This is a genomic window from Nonomuraea composti, from assembly GCF_012034275.1.
GTDB lineage: Bacteria > Actinomycetota > Actinomycetes > Streptosporangiales > Streptosporangiaceae > Nonomuraea > Nonomuraea composti.
Map to the genome: position 1 here is coordinate 165,660 of NZ_JAATEP010000022.1, position 21,474 is coordinate 187,133.

The 21,474-nt window shown below is 72.1% G+C and carries 23 protein-coding genes and 1 pseudogene; 15 read left to right on the forward strand and 9 right to left on the reverse strand.

Annotated features, from left to right (window positions below):
* The first annotated feature begins 75 nt into the window (after window positions 1–75).
* The 10 genes from HCN51_RS29140 to HCN51_RS29185 all read left to right on the forward strand — a co-directional run bounded on the left by HCN51_RS29140 (window position 76) and on the right by HCN51_RS29185 (window position 7,504).
* The gene (locus tag HCN51_RS29140) at window positions 76–2,847 is read left to right on the forward strand and encodes a glycoside hydrolase family 3 protein (RefSeq protein ID WP_168013560.1); all 2,772 of its coding nucleotides are present in this window, start codon (window positions 76–78) and stop codon (window positions 2,845–2,847) included.
* On the forward strand, window positions 2,844–3,848 hold the full coding sequence (locus HCN51_RS29145) for a LacI family DNA-binding transcriptional regulator (protein WP_168013562.1): 1,005 nt from the start codon (window positions 2,844–2,846) through the stop codon (window positions 3,846–3,848). Before HCN51_RS29140 ends, HCN51_RS29145 begins: the two co-directional genes overlap by 4 nt.
* A 179-nt stretch (window positions 3,849–4,027) precedes the next feature.
* Window positions 4,028–4,495 (forward strand): gas vesicle protein GvpJ, encoded by a 468-nt coding sequence (gene gvpJ, locus HCN51_RS29150; protein WP_080042999.1) that lies wholly within the window; start codon window positions 4,028–4,030, stop codon window positions 4,493–4,495.
* A gap of 5 nt (window positions 4,496–4,500) precedes the next feature.
* The gene (locus tag HCN51_RS29155; protein ID WP_168013564.1) at window positions 4,501–5,304 is read left to right on the forward strand and encodes a GvpL/GvpF family gas vesicle protein; all 804 of its coding nucleotides are present in this window, start codon (window positions 4,501–4,503) and stop codon (window positions 5,302–5,304) included.
* Window positions 5,305–5,317: 13 nt separating this feature from the next.
* The gene (locus HCN51_RS29160) at window positions 5,318–5,542 is read left to right on the forward strand and encodes a gas vesicle protein GvpG (protein WP_080042997.1); all 225 of its coding nucleotides are present in this window, start codon (window positions 5,318–5,320) and stop codon (window positions 5,540–5,542) included.
* Between the two features lie 2 nt (window positions 5,543–5,544).
* A complete protein-coding gene (gene gvpO, locus HCN51_RS29165; protein ID WP_080042996.1) occupies window positions 5,545–5,841 on the forward strand; it encodes a gas vesicle protein GvpO in 297 nt (98 codons plus the stop codon).
* A 1-nt stretch (window position 5,842) separates the two neighbouring features.
* Window positions 5,843–6,193: a gas vesicle protein gene (locus tag HCN51_RS29170; RefSeq protein ID WP_080042995.1), complete on the forward strand. Its 351-nt coding sequence runs from the start codon at window positions 5,843–5,845 to the stop codon at window positions 6,191–6,193.
* Complete coding sequence (locus tag HCN51_RS29175; protein ID WP_168013566.1) at window positions 6,186–7,016, forward strand: GvpL/GvpF family gas vesicle protein; 831 nt, start codon at window positions 6,186–6,188, stop codon at window positions 7,014–7,016. Before HCN51_RS29170 ends, HCN51_RS29175 begins: the two co-directional genes overlap by 8 nt.
* A complete protein-coding gene (locus HCN51_RS29180) occupies window positions 7,013–7,210 on the forward strand; it encodes a gas vesicle protein (protein WP_080042993.1) in 198 nt (65 codons plus the stop codon). Before HCN51_RS29175 ends, HCN51_RS29180 begins: the two co-directional genes overlap by 4 nt.
* On the forward strand, window positions 7,211–7,504 hold the full coding sequence (locus HCN51_RS29185) for a gas vesicle protein K (protein WP_080042992.1): 294 nt from the start codon (window positions 7,211–7,213) through the stop codon (window positions 7,502–7,504). It begins immediately after the preceding gene.
* Window positions 7,505–7,549: 45 nt separating this feature from the next.
* Here the strand turns inward: HCN51_RS29185 and HCN51_RS29190 are convergent, their stop codons facing one another.
* The 4 genes from HCN51_RS29190 to HCN51_RS29205 form a co-directional block, all read right to left on the reverse strand.
* Window positions 7,550–8,146, reverse strand: a complete 597-nt coding sequence (locus tag HCN51_RS29190) for a DUF6506 family protein (protein ID WP_168013568.1) — start codon at window positions 8,144–8,146, stop codon at window positions 7,550–7,552.
* 33 nt (window positions 8,147–8,179) lie between these two features.
* A complete protein-coding gene (locus HCN51_RS29195; protein WP_168013570.1) occupies window positions 8,180–8,737 on the reverse strand; it encodes a putative glycolipid-binding domain-containing protein in 558 nt (185 codons plus the stop codon).
* Between the two features lie 66 nt (window positions 8,738–8,803).
* A complete protein-coding gene (locus HCN51_RS29200) occupies window positions 8,804–9,331 on the reverse strand; it encodes an NUDIX hydrolase (protein ID WP_168013572.1) in 528 nt (175 codons plus the stop codon).
* Complete coding sequence (locus tag HCN51_RS29205) at window positions 9,328–9,867, reverse strand: GNAT family N-acetyltransferase (RefSeq protein ID WP_346433841.1); 540 nt, start codon at window positions 9,865–9,867, stop codon at window positions 9,328–9,330. Before HCN51_RS29205 ends, HCN51_RS29200 begins: the two co-directional genes overlap by 4 nt.
* Before the next feature lie 62 nt (window positions 9,868–9,929).
* Here HCN51_RS29205 and HCN51_RS29210 point away from each other — a divergent pair, with 62 nt between their 5' ends.
* Complete coding sequence (locus HCN51_RS29210; RefSeq protein WP_168013576.1) at window positions 9,930–10,451, forward strand: P-loop nucleotide/nucleoside kinase family protein; 522 nt, start codon at window positions 9,930–9,932, stop codon at window positions 10,449–10,451.
* Between the two features lie 443 nt (window positions 10,452–10,894).
* Window positions 10,895–11,479 (forward strand): annotated as a pseudogene (locus tag HCN51_RS29215) (serine hydrolase); the annotation flags it as partial.
* Here the strand turns inward: HCN51_RS29215 and HCN51_RS29220 are convergent.
* From HCN51_RS29220 to HCN51_RS29235, 4 genes are all read right to left on the reverse strand, one after another.
* A complete protein-coding gene (locus tag HCN51_RS29220; RefSeq protein ID WP_168013580.1) occupies window positions 11,443–12,900 on the reverse strand; it encodes a serine hydrolase in 1,458 nt (485 codons plus the stop codon). The pseudogene HCN51_RS29215 and the gene HCN51_RS29220 overlap by 37 nt on opposite strands.
* A gap of 260 nt (window positions 12,901–13,160) precedes the next feature.
* Window positions 13,161–14,549 (reverse strand): hypothetical protein, encoded by a 1,389-nt coding sequence (locus HCN51_RS29225; protein ID WP_168013582.1) that lies wholly within the window; start codon window positions 14,547–14,549, stop codon window positions 13,161–13,163.
* A gap of 140 nt (window positions 14,550–14,689) precedes the next feature.
* On the reverse strand, window positions 14,690–16,438 hold the full coding sequence (locus HCN51_RS29230) for an ATP-binding protein (protein ID WP_168013584.1): 1,749 nt from the start codon (window positions 16,436–16,438) through the stop codon (window positions 14,690–14,692).
* A gap of 23 nt (window positions 16,439–16,461) precedes the next feature.
* Window positions 16,462–17,181, reverse strand: coding sequence for an SDR family NAD(P)-dependent oxidoreductase (locus HCN51_RS29235; RefSeq protein ID WP_168013586.1), 720 nt, complete (start codon window positions 17,179–17,181; stop codon window positions 16,462–16,464).
* 120 nt (window positions 17,182–17,301) lie between these two features.
* Between HCN51_RS29235 and HCN51_RS29240 the strand changes: the two genes are divergently transcribed.
* The 3 genes from HCN51_RS29240 (at window position 17,302) to HCN51_RS29250 (ending at window position 21,070) form a co-directional block, all read left to right on the forward strand.
* Window positions 17,302–17,574: a WXG100 family type VII secretion target gene (locus tag HCN51_RS29240; RefSeq protein WP_168013589.1), complete on the forward strand. Its 273-nt coding sequence runs from the start codon at window positions 17,302–17,304 to the stop codon at window positions 17,572–17,574.
* Window positions 17,575–17,765: 191 nt separating this feature from the next.
* The gene (locus tag HCN51_RS29245; RefSeq protein ID WP_168013591.1) at window positions 17,766–18,908 is read left to right on the forward strand and encodes a S8 family serine peptidase; all 1,143 of its coding nucleotides are present in this window, start codon (window positions 17,766–17,768) and stop codon (window positions 18,906–18,908) included.
* A gap of 128 nt (window positions 18,909–19,036) precedes the next feature.
* Window positions 19,037–21,070 carry a serine/threonine protein kinase gene (locus HCN51_RS29250; protein WP_168013593.1) on the forward strand — a complete coding sequence of 678 codons (2,034 nt, stop codon included), beginning with the start codon at window positions 19,037–19,039 and terminating at the stop codon, window positions 21,068–21,070.
* Between the two features lie 45 nt (window positions 21,071–21,115).
* Here the strand turns inward: HCN51_RS29250 and HCN51_RS29255 are convergent.
* Window positions 21,116–21,474: transglycosylase SLT domain-containing protein (locus HCN51_RS29255; protein ID WP_168013595.1), on the reverse strand; the 359-nt coding region annotated here is incomplete at its 5' end.

The window sequence follows — 21,474 nt, forward strand, 5'->3', positions numbered from 1 at the left end:
CTTCAGTCAACCCACCGAAATGTCCGCGTAACTTCCCCAGGCCGGTCGTCGAAGCGCTTCGACACTCTCAGAGGGATGATCATGCAACAACCCCCCTTCCGTGACCCAGCGGCCCCGCTTCGCGACCGGATCGACGACCTGATGGGCCGGCTCACCCTTGAGGAGAAGGTGGGCCTGCTGCACCAGTACCAGACCCCGGTCGAGCGGCTCGGGCTCGGCGCGTTCCGCACGGGCACCGAGGCGCTGCACGGGCTGGCCTGGCTCGGCCCCGCCACCGTCTTCCCGCAGGCCATCGGCCTGGCCTCGACGTGGGACCGCGACCTCGTGCGCCGGGTCGGCGCCGCGACGAGCGACGAGGTGCTGGCCTTCCACCACAAGGATCCCGCCGGGGCGGGCCTGAACGTGTGGGCGCCCGTGGTCAACCCGCTGCGCGACCCCCGGTGGGGACGCAACGAGGAGGGGTACTCCGAGGACCCGTGGCTGACCTCGGTCATGGCCACCGCGTACGCCTCCGGCCTTCGTGGGAGCGCTCCCGGAACGCTGAAGACCGCCCCCACCCTGAAGCACTTCCTCGCCTACAACAACGAGACCGACCGCTGCACCACCTCCAGCAACCTGCCGCCCCGGGTGCTGCACGAGTACGAGCTGCCCGCCTTCCGCGGCCCCATCGAGTCGGGCGCCGCGGTCGCCGTGATGCCGTCGTACAACCTGGTCAACGGCCGCCCCGCGCACCTCAGCCCGCTCATCGGGCGGGTGCTGCGCTCCTGGGCGCCGGACGACCTGCTCGTGGTCAGCGACGCGTACGCGCCGGGCAACCTCACCAGCCCGCAGAACTACCACGACTCGCTGCCCGAGGCGTACGCGCACGCGATCAAGGCCGGGCTCGACAGCTTCACCCAGGACGACGACCGCTCCGAGGCCACGCTCGGCCACGTCCGCGACGCCCTCGCGCGCGGCCTGCTGGACGAGCGGGACATCGACGCGGCCGTCCGCCACACGCTGTCCGTCCGGTTCCGGCTGGGCGAGTTCGACCCCTCGACGCCGTACGACGACATCAACGACAACGTGGTCAACTGCCCCGAGCACCAGGCGCTGGCCAGGGAGGCGGCGCGGCGCTCGTTCGTGCTGCTGGACAACGACGGCCTGCTGCCGCTCCGGGACGTCACGAAGCTCGCCGTGATCGGGCAGCTCGGCAACACCCTCATGGAGGACTGGTACAGCGGCACCCTGCCGTACGCGGTCACCGCCCGCGCCGGGCTGGCCGAGCGGTGCGCGACCACGTTCTGCGAGGCCGTGGACCGGGTGGCGCTGACCGCCGACGCGGGGCCCGTCACGGCCGACCCGGCGGGCGGGCCGCTGAGCGCGGGAGCCGCGGAGCCGGGCCTGTTCGACCTGTTCGACTGGGGCGGCGGCGCGTACGCGCTGCGGGCCGTGGCCACCGGCCGGTTCGTGTCGGTGGAGGGCACGACGCTGGTCAACGACCAGCCGGGGCCGAACGGGTGGGAGGTGCGCCAGACGTTCCGCATGGAGGAGCGCCCGCGCGGCACGCTCGCCCTGCGCCACATCTCCTCAGGCTGCTACGTCGGCGTCGCGGAGGACGGCGTGCTGCGCCTGGTGGACGATGCCGACCAGGCCGCGTGGCTGGCCATGGACGTGGTCAGGAGCGGCACCGACGAGGCCGCCCGCCTGGCCGCGGAGGCGGACGTGGCGGTCGTGGTGGTCGGCGACCACCCGCTGGTGAACGGCCGCGAGACCGAGGACCGCATGACGCTGGCGCTGGCCTCCGCCCAGGACGCCGTGGTCCGCGCCGTGCGCAAGGCGAACCCGCGTACCGTCATGGTCATCACCAGCGGCTACCCGCTCACCTGGACCGAGGGCGACCTGCCGGCGGTGCTCTGGTCGGCGCACGGCGGCCAGGAGTACGGCCACGCCCTGGCCGAGGTGCTCTTCGGCGACGCCGACCCGGAGGGCCGCCTCACGCAGACGTGGTACCGCTCCGAGCAGGAGCTGCCCGACCTGCTCGACTACGACATCATCGCCTCCGACGCCACCTACCAGTACTTCCGCGGCGTCCCCCTGCACCCCTTCGGCCACGGCCTCAGCTACACCACCTTCGCCTACGCCGACCTGCGCGTCCGCCTGGCCGGCGACGTGCTGGAGGCCGAGGTCACGGTGACGAACACGGGCGAGCGGCCCGGCGTCGAGGTCGTGCAGTTCTACACCCACCAGCAGCGCTCGCGGGTCAAGCAGCCGCTGCGCCGCCTGCGCGGCTTCGAGAAGGTACGCCTGGAGCCGGGCGAGAGCCGCACCGTGGAGCTCCGGCTGCCGGTCGCGGACCTGGCGTTCTGGGACGTCACCCGGGGCAGGTTCGTCGTGGAGCGCGCCCCGCACCGGCTCATGGTCGGCCGCAGCGCCACCGACCTGCGGCTCAGCGCCCGCTTCGAGGTCGAGGGCGAGGTCATCCCGCCCCAGTCGGGGCTGCTGCGCGCGGCCGACCACGACGAGTACGACGCGATCGCGTTCGTGGACGAGACCAGGCAGGACGGCGACGCGGTGCGCTCCGACGCCGAGGGCGCCTGGATCCTGTTCCGCCAGGTGAACCTGACGGGCGCGGCGACCTGCGTGGCCAGGGCGGGCAGCACCGAGGGCGGCATGATCACGATCCGGCTCGGCGACCCGCTCTACGGCCGGCCGGTGGCCGCGTTCCCGGTGCCGAGGACCGGGCGGTACGACCATCACGCCGTCACGGCCTCGCTCCAGGGCGTGGACGGGGTGCACGATCTGTACGTGGTGTTCGAGGACGAGGGCGTGACCCTGACCGAGGTGGACTTCGGAGCGGGCGCTTGAGCGGGCGCACGGTCACGATCGCGCAGGTCGCCAAGCACGCGGGCGTGGCCGTCAGCACGGTCTCGTACGTGCTCAGCGGCAAGCGGACGATCTCGGCCGACACCAGGCGGCGCGTGCTCGACAGCATCAGCGCGCTCGGCTACCACCCCAACGCCGGCGCCCGCGCCCTGGCCAGCAAGCGCTCAAACGTGATCGCGTTGGTGCTGCCGCTGCGCGCCGGCATGCACGTGCCGGTGCTGATGCGCTTCGCCAGCGCGGTCGTCACGGCCGCCCGCCGCTTCGACCACGACGTGCTGCTGCTGACCGCCGACGAGGGCACGGAGGGCATCCGCCGGGTGGCCGCCAGCGCGCTGGTGGACGCGCTCGTGCTGATGGACGTGGAGCTGGACGACCGCCGGGTGCCGCTGCTGCGCGAGCTGGCCGAGCCGAGCGTGCTCATCGGCTTCCCCGCCGAGCCGGCCGGGCTGACCTGCGTGGACCTAGACTTCGCCGCCGCCGGCGCGCGCTGCGTGGAGCACCTGGCCGAACGCGGGCACGAGGAGATCGCGCTGCTCGGGGCGCCTTCCGTCGTGTACGACCGGGGCACCGGCTTCGCCACCCGCACCCGGGACGGGTTCGTGGAGGCGGTGGGCGAGCACGGGCTCAAGGGGGTCGCGCTGCCGTGCGAGGAGACGTTCGACGAGGTGTACGAAACCGTGCGCGACCTGTTCCTCGACCATCCGGGCCTGTCCGGGCTGGTCGTGCACAACGAGGCCGCGGTGAGCCACGTGCTGTCGGCGCTGCGCCAGCTCGGCCGCCGGGTGCCGCACGACGTGGCCGTGGTGGCGATCTGCCCCGACGACGTGGCCGAGCGGGCCGGGCCGCCGCTGACGTCCGTGCTGATCCCGGCCGAGGAGGTGGGCAGGGAGGCGGTGCGGCTGGTGATGGAGAAGCTGGAGGGCCGTACGGTCCCTGACTCGACCCTCCTGACGCCGCTCCTGGCGGTCCGCGCCAGCACCTGAAACTCCTGACGCCGCTCCCGGCGGTCCGGGCCAGCACCTGAAACTCCTGAAGAGGCCAAATTCGCGGCCGGTAATCGGTCGTGTGCCGACCGTACACCAAATGTGTCGGTTTTTACGCTGTATGTGGTTCCTCGTCCCTTTTTCGCGGGCAGGCTCGCGGGGAGCAAGGGGGAAACCACATGACTACGTCTGTGCAACCGGCGTCAGCCGGACAGATGGGCGGGCACGGCCCCACGGGCTTGGCCGACGTCATCGACACCATCCTCGACCGGGGCCTGGTGATCGACGCCTACGTCCGGGTGTCGCTCGTCGGGATCGAGATCCTGACGATCGACACGCGCGTCGTCATCGCCAGCGTCGACACCTACCTGCGCTTCGCCGAGGCCGCCAACCGGCTCGACATGGCCAAGAGCGAGAAGGGCCTGCCCGAGGTCATCAGCGAGGCCAAGGGCGTGCCCAGCCAGGACAAGACCAAGGAAGTCATCCAGGGCGTGGTGGAAGCAGCGGGCGACACGCTGCAGGAGCTCACCGGCAAGAAGAGCGACCCCGCCGCCGAGGCCTCCATGGAGGAGGAACCCGAGGTCTCCGTCGAACGGACGTCCGGCCCGCCGCGCAGGAAGATCCGGCCGAAGCGAGAGGAAGAGTAAGCACCATGGGACGCTCCACCAAGGTATCCGGCGCCTCCGTGCCCAAGCAGGCCACTCGTCAACGCCAGAACCTCGGCTCCTACGTCTACGGCATCGTGCCCGCCGGCACCAAGGTGCCCGCCGACGTGCAGGGGCTCGGCGACCCCGCCGGCAAGGTCAAGCTCATCGAGCACGAGGACATCGCCGCCCTCGTCAGCGACGTCAACGTGGACCAGCCCTTGGGCCGGCCCGGAGACTTCCTGGCCCACGAAGGGCTGCTCGACGCCATGGCCGACAAGGGGCCCGTGCTGCCGTTCCGCTTCGGCGGCGTGCTCGCCAGCACCGAAGCCGTCGTCGAAGAGCTGCTCGCACCGCACCACGACGACTTCAAGTCCGCCCTGGACCAGCTCCAGGGGTACGCCGAGTTCGTCGTCAAGGGCCGCTACGCCGAGCAGACCGTCCTGGCCGAGATCCTCGCCGAGAGCCCCGAGGCCCAGAGCCTGCGCGAGGCCATCCGCGGCAAGCCCGAGGACGCCACCCGCAACGAGCGCATCCGCCTCGGCGAGATCATCACGGCGTCCGTCGAGGCCAAGCGCGCCATGGACACCCAGATGCTCCTCGACGGCCTGACCGGCCACTACATGCAGGCCTCCCTGCGGGACCCCACCCACGAGTGGGACGCCGTGCACGTGGCCCTGCTGTCCGAACGGGACGACCAGAAGGGCCTGGAGAAGGCGATGAAGGAGTTCGGGGAGCGCTGGGCGGGCCGCGTGGACCTGCGGCTGCTCGGGCCCATGGCCCCCTACGACTTCGTCCTCGCCCAAGGCTAGGAGGTGGACGCTCGTGGGCCTGGTGAGCAGCATTTTCGCCTGGCCGATGTTGCCGGTCAAAGGGCTCATCCGGCTCGCCGAGATGATCCAGGACCAGGCCGACCGGGAGCTGCGCAACCCCGCCGCGGTACGCAGGCGGCTGGAGGAGATCGAAGCGGCGAGAGCGGCCGGGCAGATAACGGAAGAGGAAGAACAGCAAGCCGTCGAGCGCGTCCTTCGGCTGGCGACAGGGAGGTGAGGATGGCCGCCAAGGACAGCGCCGTCGCGGAGGAGCTCAACGCCGTGACGGCCGGCGGAGTCGGTCTGCGGCACATCGTGGACCTGACCACCAAAGAGGCCGAGGGCATCACCTCGGTCGAGCCCGCCGACGACGGCTGGCTCGTCAACGTCGAAGTCATCGAGGACCGCCGGATACCCTCCTCCGGCGACATCCTCGCCGTCTACCAGGCCCAGATCGACCAGGAGGGCAGGTTGTTGTCATACCGGAGAATCCGGCGGTACCGGCGCTCGAACGCCGACACGGGTGAGGCGTTCTGAGATGGACAGAATCTCGCCGTCCGGCCCCGCCATCCGCCCCACGTACGGCGCGGGGCCCGCCAACCGCGAGCCCGCCAACCTCGGTGACATCCTGGAACGCGTGCTCGACCGCGGCATCGTCATCGCCGGCGACATCCGGGTCAACCTGCTCGACATCGAGCTGCTCACGATCAAGCTGCGGCTGCTGATCGCCTCCGTCGACACGGCCAGGGAACTGGGCATCGACTGGTGGGAGCACGACCCGTACCTGTCCGGGCGGGACCGCGAGCTGGTGGAGGAGAACCGCCGCCTGCGCCGCCGCCTCGCCGCCGCCGAGGGCCGCGCCGACGAGGTGGAGGCCGCCGATGCCTGACGACCACACCTGGGGGCCGCCGGCGCCTGACGACCTCACCTACCTGTACGCGGTGGCGCGCGAGCCGCTACCCTGCCCGGCCGGCGTGGGCGACACACCCGTCCGCACCGTCACCCGGGCCGGGCTCGTCGCGTACGTCAGCTCCGTGCCCGCCTGCCACTTCGGCGAGGAGCCGCTGCGGCGCTCCCTGGAGGACCTGGACTGGCTGGCGGAGACGGCCCGCGCGCACCACCGCGTCGTGGACGCCGTCGCCCGCGCCACCACCACCGCGCCGGTCCGGCTCGTCACCGTGTACGAGGACGACGACCAGGTGGCGGAACTCCTCGAACGCCGCGCCACCGCCTTCACCGACGTGCTCACGCAGGTCACGGGGCGGCGGGAGTGGGGCGTCAAGGCGTACACGACCCCGCCCGAACCCTCGGCGGCCACTCCGCCCGGCACCCGGGACACCCGGGACACGCAGGCGTGTGCCGGTTCCGGCGGCGGGGCAGGGCAGGGGGGCCGGCCGGGGACGGCGTACCTGCACCGGCGCCGGGCCACCCTGCGCGGGCGGGAGCAGGCACGCAGGCAGGCGCTGCAGCGCGCCGACCACATCCACCGCGCGCTGTCCGCCCTGGCCGCCGCCGGCCGCCGCCACCGCGCCCAGGACCCGCGCCTGTCGGGCCGCGACGACATGATGCTGCTCAACGGCGCCTACCTCGTGGACGAGACCCGGACCGAGGAGTTCACCGCGCTCGCGGAGCAGCTCGGCGGCGACGGCGTGGAGATCCGCGTGACCGGCCCGTGGGCGCCGTACTCGTTCACCGTCATGGAGCCGGCATGAGACGACGCGACGTGGTCGCCTGCGAGGAGCTGCCGCCCGAGCGCATCGCCCTCGTGGACCTCCTGGACCGGCTCCTCGCCGGCGGCGTCGTCGTGACCGGCGACCTGGTGCTGTCGATCGCCGACATCGACCTCGTGCACATCTCGCTGCGCACGCTGCTCGTGTCGGTGGACGAGCTCGAAGGGAGCCCGTAAGTGGAGGTGCCACCGCCGCCGCGCTGGCGGCTGTCCACCGACCCCGACACCGTCGAGCGCGACCTGACCCGGCTCGTGCTCACCCTCGTCGAGCTGGTACGCCAGCTCGTCGAGCGCCAGTGCGTGCGGCGGATGGAGCAGGGCAACCTGACGGACGAGCAGATCGAGGTGCTGGGGGTCACGCTGATGCGGCTGGAGGAGGCGATGGGCGACCTCTGCGACCGCTTCGACCTGACCCCCGACCAGCTCAACCTCGACCTCGGCCCCCTGGGCACGCTCCTGCCCACCCAGTGACACCCGCGCCTATCCAGGTGCCGGCCGGCCAGGGAGGTCGGGCCTTCACGCGCCCGGACCCGCGTCGTGAGCAGCCGCCCAGGCGGTGACGCCGACGGGCACGCGCGCGTTCACGGCCGTGATGACGGGTGCGGCCGACTCCGGGCCCTGCCCGCCGTACATCTCGATGAGCTGCAGCCCGTCGGCCAGCTTGCCGGCCACGGCGGCCGCCGCCGCCTCGTCGGGCACCGCCAAGAACGTCGTGCTGCCGCCTTCGTCCCGCACCCGCACGACCCGGTCCGCGTCGGGATCGGCGTCCTCGTGCACGATGAGGAACGCCTCCGACAGCACCTCCCCGCTCTCGAACCGCTGCTTGTAAGCCGCCACCCCCGCCAGCGACTCGAACCCGTAGTAGATCGCCCCGACCCGCGCCCGCCCGCCGACGGCCCGCCGCGCCTCCGCCTGCCACACGGCGCCGAACGCGCCGCACAGCTCGACGCGATCGACCCCCTCGTCGACCAGCTCGGTGAGCAGCCCCACGAGCTGACCCGGCTCGGCGATGGCCCGCACGCGCGTGCGCCCGTGCCGGTTCGCCACGTCCAGGATGTCGGCCGCAGGGTCGGCCCCGGCCTCCTCGTAAATGATCACTCTGTTCTTCGACATACCCTCAGGCTGCTACCTCGACCATAGTTGAGGTCAAGCCTCCCGGGTGGCCAGCCCCGGGTATTCGAGCACCAGCCCGGACGCGTCGAACTCCAGCCGGCACTCCACCCCGAACACCGGCGCCGCATAGTCGTAGGACCGCTCACCGGCCCGCGCGTAACGCTGGTCGAGCCGCTCGACACCCAGGTCGAGAGCACGGACGAAAGCCGCCGGCGCTGAGGCCCCGCCCCCGGCGCCTAAGTGGAACCGGTGCACGGGAAACGTGTTGGTCATCGCCGACGACTCCAGATCCACGTCGAGGCACCCGTCGAGGTGCGGAGCCGGACTGCCGTCCACCCGCCAGCGGCCCGCCCCGTCGCACTCCAGCAGCGTGGAGCGGACGCCCGCCGCCGAACGGCTCGTGACCACCGCGCGCCGCGTCACCCAGCCGGGATCGAGGTCGATCGCGTAGTCGACGATCCAGGCGTGGCCGCCCTCGACCGCCGTCGTGCAGCCCTCGACGCGCTGCGGGCGGAAGCGGGCGACCTCGAAGCCCGCACGCGCGGTGTGGTGCCGCCAGGCGGCCGTCTCAGGCAGGGATGCGAAGCTCACACCGGCGATCCTGCCATCCGGGTACGACAAGAACGCGGGGTGCGGCCGTGGCGCACGCGCCCGGAGTCATCCTCTGAGGGGTTTCCCGCCGTCCGGGAGGTGCCAGGGCAGGACGACCGGCGCGGCGGGGACGTCCCCGCTCATCAGGCGCGCCACCAGCGGCCCGAGCCCCCGTGGCACGACCGGCTCCGGGCAGGTGTCCAGCTCGGGCGGCGCCCACCACTGGAACCGGTCGGTCGCCTCCCGCTCCTCCTCGTCCATCCCCGACGTGTCCACCCGCAGCCCCGTGTCCACCCGCAGCAGGAAGTAGGAGTCGCGGGAGAAGAAGCGCCGCCCGCCGACGGCCCAGCCGCCCTCGCTGATCGCCACCACGGGCCCGAGCGCTTCGGGGGTGACGGCGTACCCCAGCTCCTCCCGCAGCTCCCGCGCGGCGGCCAGGCTGGCGCTCTCGCCCGGGTCGATGCCGCCGCCGGGCGTGAAACACGCGTACGGGCGGTGCTCGACCTGGAGCAGCCGGCCCCGGTAGAGGAGGATGCGGCTCGCCGGGTCGACGAGCAGCACCCGGGCCGTGGCCCGCGCGGTCGCGGCGCTCATGAGCCGAGCGTCATCTCGACCGTGATGGCCCAGCGCTCGTGGTCGCGCCAGGCGCCGTCGATGAACTGGAAGTTCGGCGAGTAGCCCTCGCGCTGGAAGCCGACGCGTTCGATCAGCCTGAGGGAGGCGGTGTTGGCGGGCTGGATGTTGGCCTCCAGCCGGTGCAGCTCCATCTCCTCGAACGCGTGCCCGACCAGCAGCCCGAGGCCCTCGGTCATGTAGCCGCGCCCGGTGGTGGTGGCGTAGGCGGAGTAGCCGATGGTCGCGCTCTGGTGGGTGCCCCGGATGATGTGGTTGACGTTGACGCGGCCCACGATCGCGCCGGTGTCACGCAGGCAGATCAGAAACCCTTCGTTGAGTGGCCCGTCGAACCTGGCCAGGTACCGCTCGAAGTCCTCGTACGTGAGGATGGGCGGGCCGGGCATCCACCGGGCCAGCAGCTCCGCGCTCTCCTCGTGCAGGGCCGCGAGCTCCTCGAAGTCCTGGAGGCTGATGTAGCGCAGGGCCACGCGCGGCCCTTCGGCAAGATAGATCACACCAGCCATTCTGGTGGCCGGGCCGGCCCCCGCGGTTCTGGTGGGTGGGCGAGCATGGGGGGATGCTCATCGTCATCGGCGGCCTGCCGGCCACCGGCAAGACCACCCTGTCCCGCCTGCTGGCCGGTCGCCTGGGCGCGGTCCACGTGCGCATCGACACCATCGAGCAGGCGATCGTCCGCTCGGGCCTGGCCTCCCAGCCCCTCGGCCCCGCCGGGTACGCCGTCGGCTACGCCCTCGCCGAGGACCACCTCCGCCAGGGGTTCACCGTGATCGCCGAGTCGGTGAACCCGCTGGCCGTCACCCGCGACGCCTGGCGGGAGGTGGGCGTGCGGGCCGGGGTGCGGGTGGCGGAGGTGGAGGTGACGTGCTCCGATCGGGACGAGCACCGGCACCGCGTCACCTCGCGCTCCACCGACATCCCCGACCTGCGGCTGCCGGCGTGGAGCGAGGTGGTGGGGCGGGAGTACGAGCCGTGGGAACGCGACCACATCACCGTCGACACGGCGGGCCGGACGCCGGAGGCCGCGCTCGAAGCCCTCCTCGAAGCGCTGATCCGCGAGGGGGACGGACACCTCAGCTGAGTCCGCGCGGCGGACGGGCACCTCATCTGACGGACGCTCCCGCCCGGACCGCCTGATCCGGGCGTGGAAATCCCGGGCTTGCGCAACGGCGTGCCCTGTGGAGTGCAATGTTCGCATGACGCGAACGATGTACGTATCTGGAAAAGGTGTTTCCATGAATCTCGGCAGCTCGCGTCGCCGCCTGACCCTGATCGTCCTATGCCTGAGCACGCTCGTGCTGGTCATCGACAACATGGTGCTGACGGTGGCCATCCCGCCGCTCGCCGCCGCCCTCACGCTCATGCCCGAGTCGAAGGGGCCGTGGCGCAGGGCGAACCCGGTGGGCATGATCCTTTCGACGTCCGGCATGACCGCGCTCGTCTGGACGATCATCGAGCTGCCCGCCCACGGCCTGACCCACCCGGCCACCGCCGCCACCGGGGCCCTGGCCCGAGGCGGTCGCCGCGATGCAGCGCCGCGAGACCGACGTGCCCGACAAGTGGACCGTCTCCGCCGACGGCTGGGGCCTCGGCTGGACCCTGTACGACTGGAACGGCGTCCCCGGCTACGGCCACGACGGCGCCGCCGTCGGCCAGTACGCCTACCTGCGCGTCGTCCCGCACGCCGGGCTCGCGCTCGCCCTGATGACCAACGGCGGCAGCGCCCGCCTCCTGTACGCCGACCTGTTCCGCGAGCTGCTCGCCGAGCTGGCCGGGGTCACGATGCCCGCCCCTTTCGCCCCGCCCGCGCAGCCGCCCGCCGTGGACCTCGCCCCGCTGCTCGGCACGTACCGCCGCGAAGGCGTCGTCATCACGGTCACCGAGAAGGCGGACGGCGGCGCGCACCTGCGCTACGAGTTCGTGGACGGGATGAAGGACATGTCGCCGCCCCTGGGCATGGAGCTCACCCCGGTCACCTCGACCGTGTTCGCCGCCTCCGGCGCGGGCCCCTCCTTCAGCGAGGACTCCATGCCGGTCGTCTTCTCCACCCTGTCCAACGGCGTGGCGTGCGTCTACATCGGCATGCGCGCCGCCCCGAAGGTCGCCTGACGCCGCCGCGCCGCCGCCCACAGGCGGGCCCCGACCACCGCGAGGCCCGCCGCCGCTGCCACCACCAGCCAGACCATGAACGTCGGGTAGAGGTAGGCGAGCTGGATCCACGCGGCGTCCCGCCCGTGCGCCAGAAGGCGGTGGACCGAGGTGACCGTCCCGCACAGCACCGCGGGCAGCACGTACGGCACAAGCCGCCCCATCTGCCACAGCCCCGGCCGCAGGCCCGCACCCTGAAGGGCCCAGAGCCGGGCCCGCACCACTCCCCGCACCGCGAGCCCCACGGTCACCAGGCTCAGCAGCACGAAGAACGCGTCAACGAGAATCAGGGACCCCATGGAGGGCGGCGCCTGCGGGCGGCCGCCCTCGATGACGGCGACGATCCCGGCCATGAGGGTGTGCGCGTCGGAGAAGGCCATCCCGGTGTTGGCCATCACGGCGACACCGTAGCCGGAGCCCGGTATCAGCAGCTGGTGGGCGGTGGAGGTGAACAGGTCCCCACCGTGCTCCAGCACGGGGGTGCCGAGCGCCGTCTCACCCAGCTCCCAGCCGAGGGCGTACTCGGGATTCTGCCTCGACGCCGTCCGCATCTCCCGCACACCCCGCGCCGACAGCAGCCCCGGAAGGTCGCCGTTCTGCGCGATCAACCACCTGGCCATGTCGCGGGCGGTGCTGAGCACCCCACCCGACCCGTTCCCGAACCCCGCCGGCTCCGGCACGGCGACGGCCCGGCCCAGGACGTACAGGTGGCCCCGGGCGCTGCCGGGCAGGTCACGGTCGGTGTCGACGGTCCTGCTGTGGCGCATGCCGAGCGGCCGGAACACGTTCGCCTCCAGATAGGCCGCGAACGGCCGCCCGCTCACCACCTCGACCAGCCGCGCGGCGACCTGGTAGTTGGTGTTGTGATAGCTGTACGCGCTGCCGGGCTCCGCCGCCAGCCTCGCCGTCCTGAGCCGGGCCACGGCCCCCCGCAGATCCCGCGGCTGAGGCAGGCTCTTCTCCCGGAACGCCGAATCCCCCATGCCTGAGGTCTGGTGCAGCAGCTCCCGCACGGTGATCCTCCCGGCCCTCGGGTCGGCCATCGTGAACTCGGGCAGATACCGCCGCACCGGCTCATCCAGCCCGACTTTCCCCCGCTCGGCGAGCTGCATGACGGCCAGGGCGGTGAACGACTTGCTCACCGAGGCCATCGCCATGGGCGTGTCGGCCGTGACGGGCTCACCCGCGGCGGTCCGGCCGTATCCGGCGGCGTGCACGACCGCGCCTCCCTTGGTGATCGCCACCTCCACGCCCGGCAGGCCCGTGGCCGCCCGGTACTCCTCTACGTAGGCGTCGACCAGCGCGGGGACGGACGCCGGGGCGGGTGCTGAGATGGTGGGGAGGGCGGAGAGACAGATGGCGGCAAGGGCGACTTCGAACACCCGCCGAAGCTAGTCAGGCGTTGACTGGCGCACCATGGGGAGAATCCGCCGCCTTCGTTACGGGATACCGCCAGTCTTCGCGGGTCATACAGCAGACCGGTCCGTGTGCTGCGACTCATCCGTGCTGGTGAGCTTCGCATTACAGCCCTCAACCTGTCACCCACTACGGACAGCGAAAGAGCCTCAGATCACGAGCTGGATCTGAGGCTCTTCATCGCCGCTGGGCGAAGCCGGTCAAGACTCGGGGGTTCGGCCCTGGGTTACCAGTCGCCGCCGCCGAAGTCTCCGCCGCCGAAGTCGCCTCCGCCGCCGAAGTCGCCCCAGCCGCCGCCGCCACCGAAGTCGCCGCCACCGCCGAAGTCGCCGCCCATGTCGCCGCCGCCGCCGTCGGCGTAGCCTTCCGCGTAGCCGGCGCCGTAGCCGCCGTAGCCCCAGCCGCCGCTGAGCATGCTGCCCATCATGGTGCCGATGAACATGCCGGTCATGACGTCGCCGAAGCCGCCGTAGTAGCCGTAGGCGTAGGGCTGGTAGGCGGGGCCGGCGTCGTAGTAGGGCCGGCGGTGGCCGTCGACCATGACCTCGCGCATCTGCGGGTCGAAGCCGCGCTCCACGGCCTCGGCGTCCATGCGGCAGGCGGGGACGTCGCGGACGGCGCCGCCGGGCGGGGCCCAGCGGACGTCGCGGACGGACGGGCCGTGCTGCGGGTTGAAGAAGCAGGGGGCGCGCCGCTCGGGCACCGGCTCGTTGTTGACCTTGGCCTTGACGACGGCCAGCGCGTAGCGGCCGTCCTCAAGGGTCTGGGTGACCTCGCGGACCTGGTCGGGCCGCTGGACCGCGTTGAGCTGGGTCTTGGCCTTCTCGTACGAGTCGAGCGCCGTCTGCCACTCGTCGATGTGCTTGCCGCCCTGGCCGGCCAGGGTGACGTCGGTGTCGAGGGCGGTGATCTCCTCGCCGAGCTTGGTGACGTCCTCCTCGACGGTCTGCTTGACGGCGGCGAGGTCTTTCGCCTCCTGGAGGGCGCGCTTCTTCTTCTTGTTGCTGGAGTAGAGGAAGTAGCCGCCGCCGCCGACCACGACGAGCGCGCCGAGGGCGATCAGGGCGGCGGTGCCGCCGGCGCCCGGGTTGGACTGGCTGCCGCTGCTCAGCGCGGAACGGTCACCCTTGGCGGCCATGTCGACGCGGTTGGCGAAGTCTTTCATGCCGGCCACGATGTCGCCCGAGTTGGCGTTGACCGACAGGTCGGAGAGCTTGGCGGCCATGCCGGGCCGCAGGGCGCTCGACGCGGTGAACATCGTCTGGCCGTCGAGCACGACGACCGTCGCGCTGGGGCGGCCCGCGGCACTCAAGGCGGAGCCGAGCTGCTTCAGGTACGGCCCAACGGTGGAGTTGTCGAACGTGCCGTCGGGCAGCGCGACGGCGTAGATCTTGCTGTCGGCACCCTTGAGCGCGTCATTGATCTCGCTCTGCTGGTCCGACGACAAGGAGGAGCCGGACACCGCGTACAGCGGAGCCTTCTTCCAGTTGGACACCACGGAGTTGGCATCCGGTGGAGCCGCCGCGTGGGCGGCAGGGGACAGCGCAAGAACGACGATAAGACCGGCGATCAGAGCCGCGATCGCGGCCCCTGCTCGGCGCAGCGAATGGGTCATTGGCAGCAAGCCTCCTTCGCCCTTAAGGACGAACGGGCGATCGGCGAAGTTCCTTCATGGGCACGCTACCTGTCCGGGAGCGCTCAGGCGCACACCGTGGCCGAACAGCCTCCAACGGTTGCACCTGAGCACTACCCGCGTTACGTGTTCTTGATCTCGCAGATGGTGGCGCCCGCCGTGACCGTCTGGCCGATCGCCGCCGTGAGCCCCGTGATCGTGCCCGCCTTGTGGGCGGCCAGCGGCTGCTCCATCTTCATGGCCTCCAGGACGACGACGGTGTCGCCCTCGTCCACCACGTCACCGTCCGACGCCACGACCTTGACGATCGTCCCCTGCATGGGGCTGACGAGCGCGTCGCCGCCCGCCGCGGACGCCTTCCTGGTCCTGCCGGCCGTACGCCGGGGCGTCTTGGAGGGGGCGGGCGCCGTGGAGCCGAGGCCGGCGGGCAGGACGACTTCGAGCCGCTTGCCCCCGACCTCGACGGTCACGGTCTCCCGCGCGGAGGCGGTGGCGTCGGGCGAGGCCACCTCCCCTTCGTACGGCGGGACGGGGTTGTCCCACTCGGTCTCGATCCACCGGGTGTGGACGGTGAACGGCTCGGAGGTGAAGGCGGGGTCGGCGACGACGGCCCGGTGGAAGGGCAGCACGGTCGGCATGCCGGTGATCTCGAACTCGGCCAGCGCCCGCCGCGCCCGCTCCAGCGTCTCCCGCCGGGTCCGGCCGGTGACGATCAGCTTGGCCACCAGCGAGTCGAACGTCCCGGGAACCGTCATGCCGGCCTCGTAGCCGGCGTCGAGGCGCACGCCGGGCCCGGAGGGGGTGCGCATGGTGGTCAGGGTGCCGGGTGCGGGCAGGAAGTTGCGTCCGGCGTCCTCGGCGTTGATCCGGAACTCGATGGAGTGGCCGCGCAGGGCCGGGTCGTCGTAGCCGAGCAGCTCGCCGTCGGCGACGCGGAACATCTCGCGGACGAGGTCGATGCCGGCGACCTCCTCGCTGACGGGGTGCTCGACCTGGAGGCGGGTGTTGACTTCGAGGAAGGAGATGGTGCCGTCCTGGCCGACGAGGAACTCGCAGGTGCCGGCCCCGACGTAGCCGGCCTCCTTGAGGATGGCCTTGGAGCTGGCGTACAGGACGGAGACCTGCTCGTCGGTGAGGAACGGCGCGGGCGCCTCCTCCACCAGCTTCTGGTGGCGGCGCTGGAGCGAGCAGTCGCGGGTGCTGACGACGACGACGTTGCCGGCCCGGTCGGCCAGGCACTGGGTCTCGACGTGGCGGGGCCGGTCGAGGTAGCGCTCGACGAAGCACTCGCCGCGCCCGAAGGCGGCGACCGCCTCGCGGACGGCCGACTCGTACAGCTCGGGGACCTCCTCGATGCGGCGGGCGACCTTGATGCCGCGCCCGCCGCCGCCGTACGCGGCCTTGATCGCGATCGGCAGCCCGTGCTCCTCGGCGAACGCCACCACCTCGGACACGTCGGCGACGGGGTCCTTGGTGCCGGCGACCAGCGGCGCGCCGACCTTCTGCGCGATGTGCCTGGCCCGCACCTTGTCGCCGAGGGCGGCGATGGCGGCGGGCGGCGGGCCGATCCAGGTCAGCCCGGCGTCGATGACGGCCTGGGCGAAGTCGGCGTTCTCGGACAGGAAGCCGTAGCCGGGGTGCACGGCGTCGGCGCCGGAGCGGCGCGCGACGTCGATGAGCTTGCCGATGTCGAGGTAGGTCTCGGCCGGGGTCTGCCCGCCCAGCGCGTACGCCTCGTCGGCGACCTTGACGTGCAGGGCGTCGAGGTCCTGGTCGGCGTAGACCGCGACGCTGCCGATCCCGGAGTCCGCACAAGCCCGGGCCACACGTACGGCGATCTCGCCGCGGTTGGCGATCAGAACCTTCCGCACCTGCGTTGTCCTTCCTCCTAGAGTCAGCGGCCCAGGTACGCGCCGCCGTTCACATGAAGCACCTGCCCCGTGACGTGCCCGGCACCGGGGGAGGCCAAGAAGAGCACGGTGTCGGCCACGTCGGAGGGGGCTCCGGGGCGGCCGTTGCGTGTGTTCTCCACCCGGGCCTTGATGCCCTCCTCGGTGAGGCGGCCCTGGAAGAACTCGGTGTCGAGCACGAGGCCGGGGGAGACGACGTTCGCGGTGATGCCTCGGGGGCCGAGCTCGGCGGCCAGGTCGGCGGTCCACGACTCGAGGGCGGCCTTGGCGGCGCCGTACGAGCCGGAGCCGGTGCCCCTGGCGGCGATCGAGCCGATCGAGACGATCCGGCCGCCCTCGCGCATGCGCGGCGCGAGCGCGGTGGTGACGAGCACGGCGGACATGAGGTTGGCGTTGAGGTTGGCCCACCAGGATTCGGCGACCTCGGCCGGCTCGCGTGGCTGCCTGCGGCCCAGGTTGGTGTTGCCGCCGGCGTTGTTGACCAGCACGTCCACGCATTCGGGCAGGTGGGGGAGTGCGGCTCGCACCTCGGTGGGGCTGGAGGCGTCGAACGGCAGGAACCGCGCCCCGATGCTCTCGGCGGCCTTGGCGAGCACGTGCTCGCGGCGGCCGGTGATGGTGACGCGCTCGCCGAGCGAGGCGAAGGCGGCGGCGATCGCGTAGCCGATGCCGGTGCCGCCACCGGTGACCACGATCTCCCGCATGCGCCCCTCACCCGATCCGAACATTCCTCGGGTAGACCATAGCCGCTCGGCATAACGGCGGCGATGTCCGGGAGTGCTTCCTTAGGGTGATGGCGCTTTCACAGGCGCCAGGAGGTAGGCATGAGCCACAGCATGGTCGGCGGAAATCTGCAGGAAATGCAGCAGATGTCCAACCAGTTCACGCAGCAGGCGGAGGCAGTGCGCGCCACGATGACCGCTCTCGACCGCGAGGCCGCGAAGGTCGGCACCGCGTGGACGGGGCAGGGGGCGCAGCGCTTCCAGCAGTCGTGGCAGAACTATCGCACGGCGTTCCAGCGGATGGCCGAGGAGCTGGGAGAGGCTTCGCGGGTCATCACGACGTACCGGCAGAACATCGACACCGCCACGCAGTGAGCGACGGGAGGGGGCCCTGGCGGGTAGAGCTGCCGGGGCTTCTTCCCGTTGGCGGCCGGGGCGAGCGTCCAGGGCCGGCGCACGTACCTGGCCGGCGCGGGCATCCAGGGCCGGCGCACGTACCCGGCCGGCCACGAAGACCCGGCCGCTGACCCTGCGGGGTCGAATCGGGCAAGCTACGCTTTCTCGCCGTGATTGGTCGCGTCCTCGTGGCGAGCGTGCTCGCCCTGCAGGTCCCGCTGGTGCCCGCCGCCGCCGCTCAGGCTGACTGTTCCCCAGAGCGGGGGACGATGCAGGTCGGCGCGTCGTGGGCGCAGCAGCGGCTCGACCCCAGACGACTCTGGTCGCTCTCGACGGGCGCGGGCGTCCCGGTGGCGATCATCGACAGCGGGGTGGAGCTGAACCATCCCCAGATCCGGCTGGCCGGCAAGGCCGACCTGACGGGCACCGGTTACCAGGACTGCATCGGGCACGGCACGGCCGTCGCCGGCATCATCGGCGCCCAGTACACGCAGGGCGTGATGTTCTACGGCATGGCGCCGGGGGCGCGGCTGCTGTCGTACAAGCAGACCAACTCCGAACGCGACGGTGACCCGAAGCTCCTGGTGGCCGCCATCAAGGCGGCGGCCGACCAGGGCGCCAAGGTGATCAACGTGTCGATCTCGACGACCGACCAGCCCGCGCTCAAGGCGGCCGTGGAGTACGCCATGGCCAAGGACGCCCTGGTGGTGGCCGCGGCGGGCAACGTGCAGAAGGACGACGGCACCACCGTCCCGGCCTATCCGGCGAGTTACGAGGGCGTGCTGGCGGTGGGCGCGGCGGGGCCGAACGGCGCCCTGTCGGACTTCTCGAACTCCAAGACGCCCGTCTCCGTACTGGCTCCCGGCCAGGACGTCACCTCCACGTGGCCGGGCCGCTCCTACAACCGGGACCTGGACGGCACCAGTTACGGCACCCCGTTCGTGTCGGGGCTGGCAGCGCTGGTGCGGGCCCGTTTCCCCGATCTCGACCAGGCCCAGGTGCGGCAGCGCATCATCGCGACCGCGGACGGCGCCAGCGGTGCGGGCAAGGGCGACGGGATGATCAACCCGATGCTGGCGCTGAGCGCGGTGCTGCCGTTCGAGCCGAACAACGCCCCCGTGGTCGCGCCCCCGCCGCCGAGCGCGCTGCCGCCGGGCACCGTGGCGAAGGTCGCGCCCGTCGATCGGGACGCCGTGCGGCTGGCTCTGATCATCGCCGGCTCCGCCTTGGGGCTGGCGCTCCTCGTGACGGTGGCCCGGATCATGGTGCCGATGGGGCGGCGCAGGGGCTGGCGGCCGGGCCGTGCCGAGTAGCCCGCTTCACTGTGGCTGCAAGGAAACGGCACTGTGAATTGTCGGGTATGCCGTGAAACCCCTGATGCTGGTGTTACCTATCTGGTTGAATATCCCTCGATCATGCTTTGGTAGGTGAAAGGTGAGGCATGCACCCTTTGCGCCCTGGTGATCCAGAGCGGATCGGCGCCTTCAGCGTTGTCGGGCTGCTGGGAGAGGGGCCGAGAGGGGAGCTCTTCCTCGCGCGCGCATCCGACGACGCGCCCATGGTCGCGATCAAGCTCCTTCCCGCCCAGCCCGAGTCAGGCCCCGACCGGCCGGCCGACCACCTGGCGGCCAAGCGGGTCTCCAGCTCGTACGTGGCCAGGGTCCTGGACGGCGGGCTGCACGAGGGCCGGCCGTACATCGTCCGCGAGTACGTCGAGGGCAAGAGCCTGGCCCAGACCGTCGCCGACGACGGGCCGCTGACCGGCGACGCGCTCGAACGCGTGGCCGTCGGCGTGCTGACCGCGCTGTCGGCCGTGCACCTCGCCGGGCTGTCCCACCGATCGCTCACCCCGCACAACGTCATCCTCGCCGCCGAGGGCCCCAGGGTCACCGACGCGGCCGTCGGCGAGCCCGTGGGCGAGCCCGCCTACCAGGCCCCGGAGCAGCTCGAAGGTCTGCAGTACGGCCCGTACGCGGACGTGTTCGCCTGGGCCGCGACGATCGTGTTCGCCGGCAGCGGCGCGCCGCCGTTCGCCGACCGGGACGCCGTGCTGAACGGCGAACCCGAGGTCCGCGTGGAGGCCGAGCCGATGCGGCGGGTGCTGCTGTCGGCCCTGGCCAAGGAGGTCACCAGGCGGCCGACCACGTACAGCGCGCTCATGCAGGTCCTCGGCGACGTGAGCGTGCCCAAGCAGCCCACCGCGATCGCCGCGGGCCCGATCGAGGGCGTCCCCGTCCCCGGCACGCCCGTCCAGGGCCCGCCGCCCGCGCAAGGGCCGCCGCCCGTGCAGGGGCCGCCGATCCAGGGCCCCCCGCCCGTGCCGGGCCCGCCGCCGATGCAGGGCCCGCCCCCGATGCACGGAGCGCCCGTGCAGGGGCCGCCGCCGATGCGCGGCATGCCCGTGCCGCCGCAGCCCGAGGCCCCCATGTGGGGGCCGCCGGACGCCGACGTGCCGCCGCCGCACCACATCAGGCTGGAGGCCGTGCAGAACCGGCCGGCCCAGACGCACCGGAGAGGCTTCCCCCTGGCGCTGGTCGCCGGGGTGGCCGTGGTCACGCTCGTCGCCGTGCTCGGCCTGTGGGGCGCCAACAGGTACGTCAAGCTGCAGCAGGTCAACCCCGCCGCGGCCCAGGCCGAGGCCGACGAGATCCCGATGGCCGAGGCCACCGGAACCCCGGCCCCGCAGGGCTCCTACCCGGTGGGCGTCAGCCCGTCGCAGCCGGAGTCCGCGGTCCCGTGGGCGACGACCGCCAGCCCCGATGACGAAGGGGTCGGCCCGCTGGTCCTGCCCACCGAGTGGGGTTCGGGCGCGCCCACCGTGCCCTCGGTGCCCGAGCTCACCTCGGCGCCGACCACGCCGGCCCCGCTCCCGTCGCAGCCGGTGCCGGTGCCCACGCAGGCGCCGGTGACGCGGACGACCACCGCGCAGCCGACCCCCACCAAGAAGAGGAGCAAGCCGACGGCGACCGTCACCAAGACGGTGCAGCCCAGCAAGACGCCGACGAAGACGCCGACGAAGAAGCCGGACCCGACGCCGACCGAGGAGCCGGAGCCGACACCGACGCCGACGCCGACCAAGACGACGGCCAAGCCCACTCCGACGAAGACGACGGCCAGGCCGACCCCCAGCAAGACCACGGCCGCGCCGGTCAAGAACCCGTACACGCCGACGCAGGTGTGCGGCTCCGGCTACTCCGTCCAGCGGTCCAGCTCGTTCTCCGGCGGCGTGACGTACCAGCTGTGGAACAACAGCACCGGCCAGAACTGCGCGGTCACCATGAAGACCGCGAACGTGGGCAAGTCCAGCCCCGTCAGCGTCACGCTGGAGGCGCAGGGCGGCGGCACCGACTCCGACAGCGGCAGCTACGAGTACTACGCCGGGCCGGTCTACGTGTCGGCCAAGGGCAAGTGCGTGAAGTTCTCCGGCAGCGCCGGCTCGGGCAGCACCAGCGCCGGCTGGGCCAACTGCGGCTGATCCGCCCGGCGGACGCGGGCCCCGGCACCAGGTGCCGGGGCCCGGTCAGTAGCCGACGTAGCCGTTTCCGCGCAGGCCGGGCACGTTCGACACCGAGCCGTAGCGCGAGACCGCGTACCGCACCCCGGCGATGATGTTGTCCACCGGGTTCCAGATGTCCTTGTGACCGTTCAGCGCGTAGGCGTTGAACGTGGGGTCGATGGTCTGCATCAGCCCCTTGGACGGCGTGCCGCGGGCCGCGTTCGAGTCCCAGGTGTTGATGGCGTGCGGGTTGCCGCCCGACTCCTGCTGGATGACCGTGGCGATGGCGACGGGATCCATCTTCGAGCGCGGCACGCCGTTCCGCTCCAGGATCGCCATGGCCTGCTCGATCCACTCCTTGACCTGCCCGGCCGGCTTGACGG

Excerpts from the sequence above, each read along its gene's own strand:
- HCN51_RS29180 (WP_080042993.1), top strand. The coding sequence starts at position 7,013 with ATGAGACGACGCGACGTGGTCGCCTGCGAGGAGCTGCCGCCCGAGCGC.
- HCN51_RS29170 (WP_080042995.1), top strand. The coding sequence starts at position 5,843 with ATGGACAGAATCTCGCCGTCCGGCCCCGCCATCCGCCCCACGTACGGC.
- HCN51_RS29155 (WP_168013564.1), top strand. The coding sequence starts at position 4,501 with ATGGGACGCTCCACCAAGGTATCCGGCGCCTCCGTGCCCAAGCAGGCC.
- HCN51_RS29200 (WP_168013572.1), bottom strand. The coding sequence starts at position 9,331 with ATGAGCGCCGCGACCGCGCGGGCCACGGCCCGGGTGCTGCTCGTCGAC.
- HCN51_RS29250 (WP_168013593.1), top strand. The coding sequence starts at position 19,037 with ATGCACCCTTTGCGCCCTGGTGATCCAGAGCGGATCGGCGCCTTCAGC.
- HCN51_RS29235 (WP_168013586.1), bottom strand. The coding sequence starts at position 17,181 with ATGCGGGAGATCGTGGTCACCGGTGGCGGCACCGGCATCGGCTACGCG.
- gvpO (WP_080042996.1), top strand. The coding sequence starts at position 5,545 with ATGGCCGCCAAGGACAGCGCCGTCGCGGAGGAGCTCAACGCCGTGACG.
- HCN51_RS29175 (WP_168013566.1), top strand. The coding sequence starts at position 6,186 with ATGCCTGACGACCACACCTGGGGGCCGCCGGCGCCTGACGACCTCACC.
- HCN51_RS29190 (WP_168013568.1), bottom strand. The coding sequence starts at position 8,146 with ATGTCGAAGAACAGAGTGATCATTTACGAGGAGGCCGGGGCCGACCCT.
- HCN51_RS29240 (WP_168013589.1), top strand. The coding sequence starts at position 17,302 with ATGAGCCACAGCATGGTCGGCGGAAATCTGCAGGAAATGCAGCAGATG.
- HCN51_RS29210 (WP_168013576.1), top strand. The coding sequence starts at position 9,930 with ATGCTCATCGTCATCGGCGGCCTGCCGGCCACCGGCAAGACCACCCTG.
- gvpJ (WP_080042999.1), top strand. The coding sequence starts at position 4,028 with ATGACTACGTCTGTGCAACCGGCGTCAGCCGGACAGATGGGCGGGCAC.
- HCN51_RS29225 (WP_168013582.1), bottom strand. The coding sequence starts at position 14,549 with ATGACCCATTCGCTGCGCCGAGCAGGGGCCGCGATCGCGGCTCTGATC.
- HCN51_RS29140 (WP_168013560.1), top strand. The coding sequence starts at position 76 with ATGATCATGCAACAACCCCCCTTCCGTGACCCAGCGGCCCCGCTTCGC.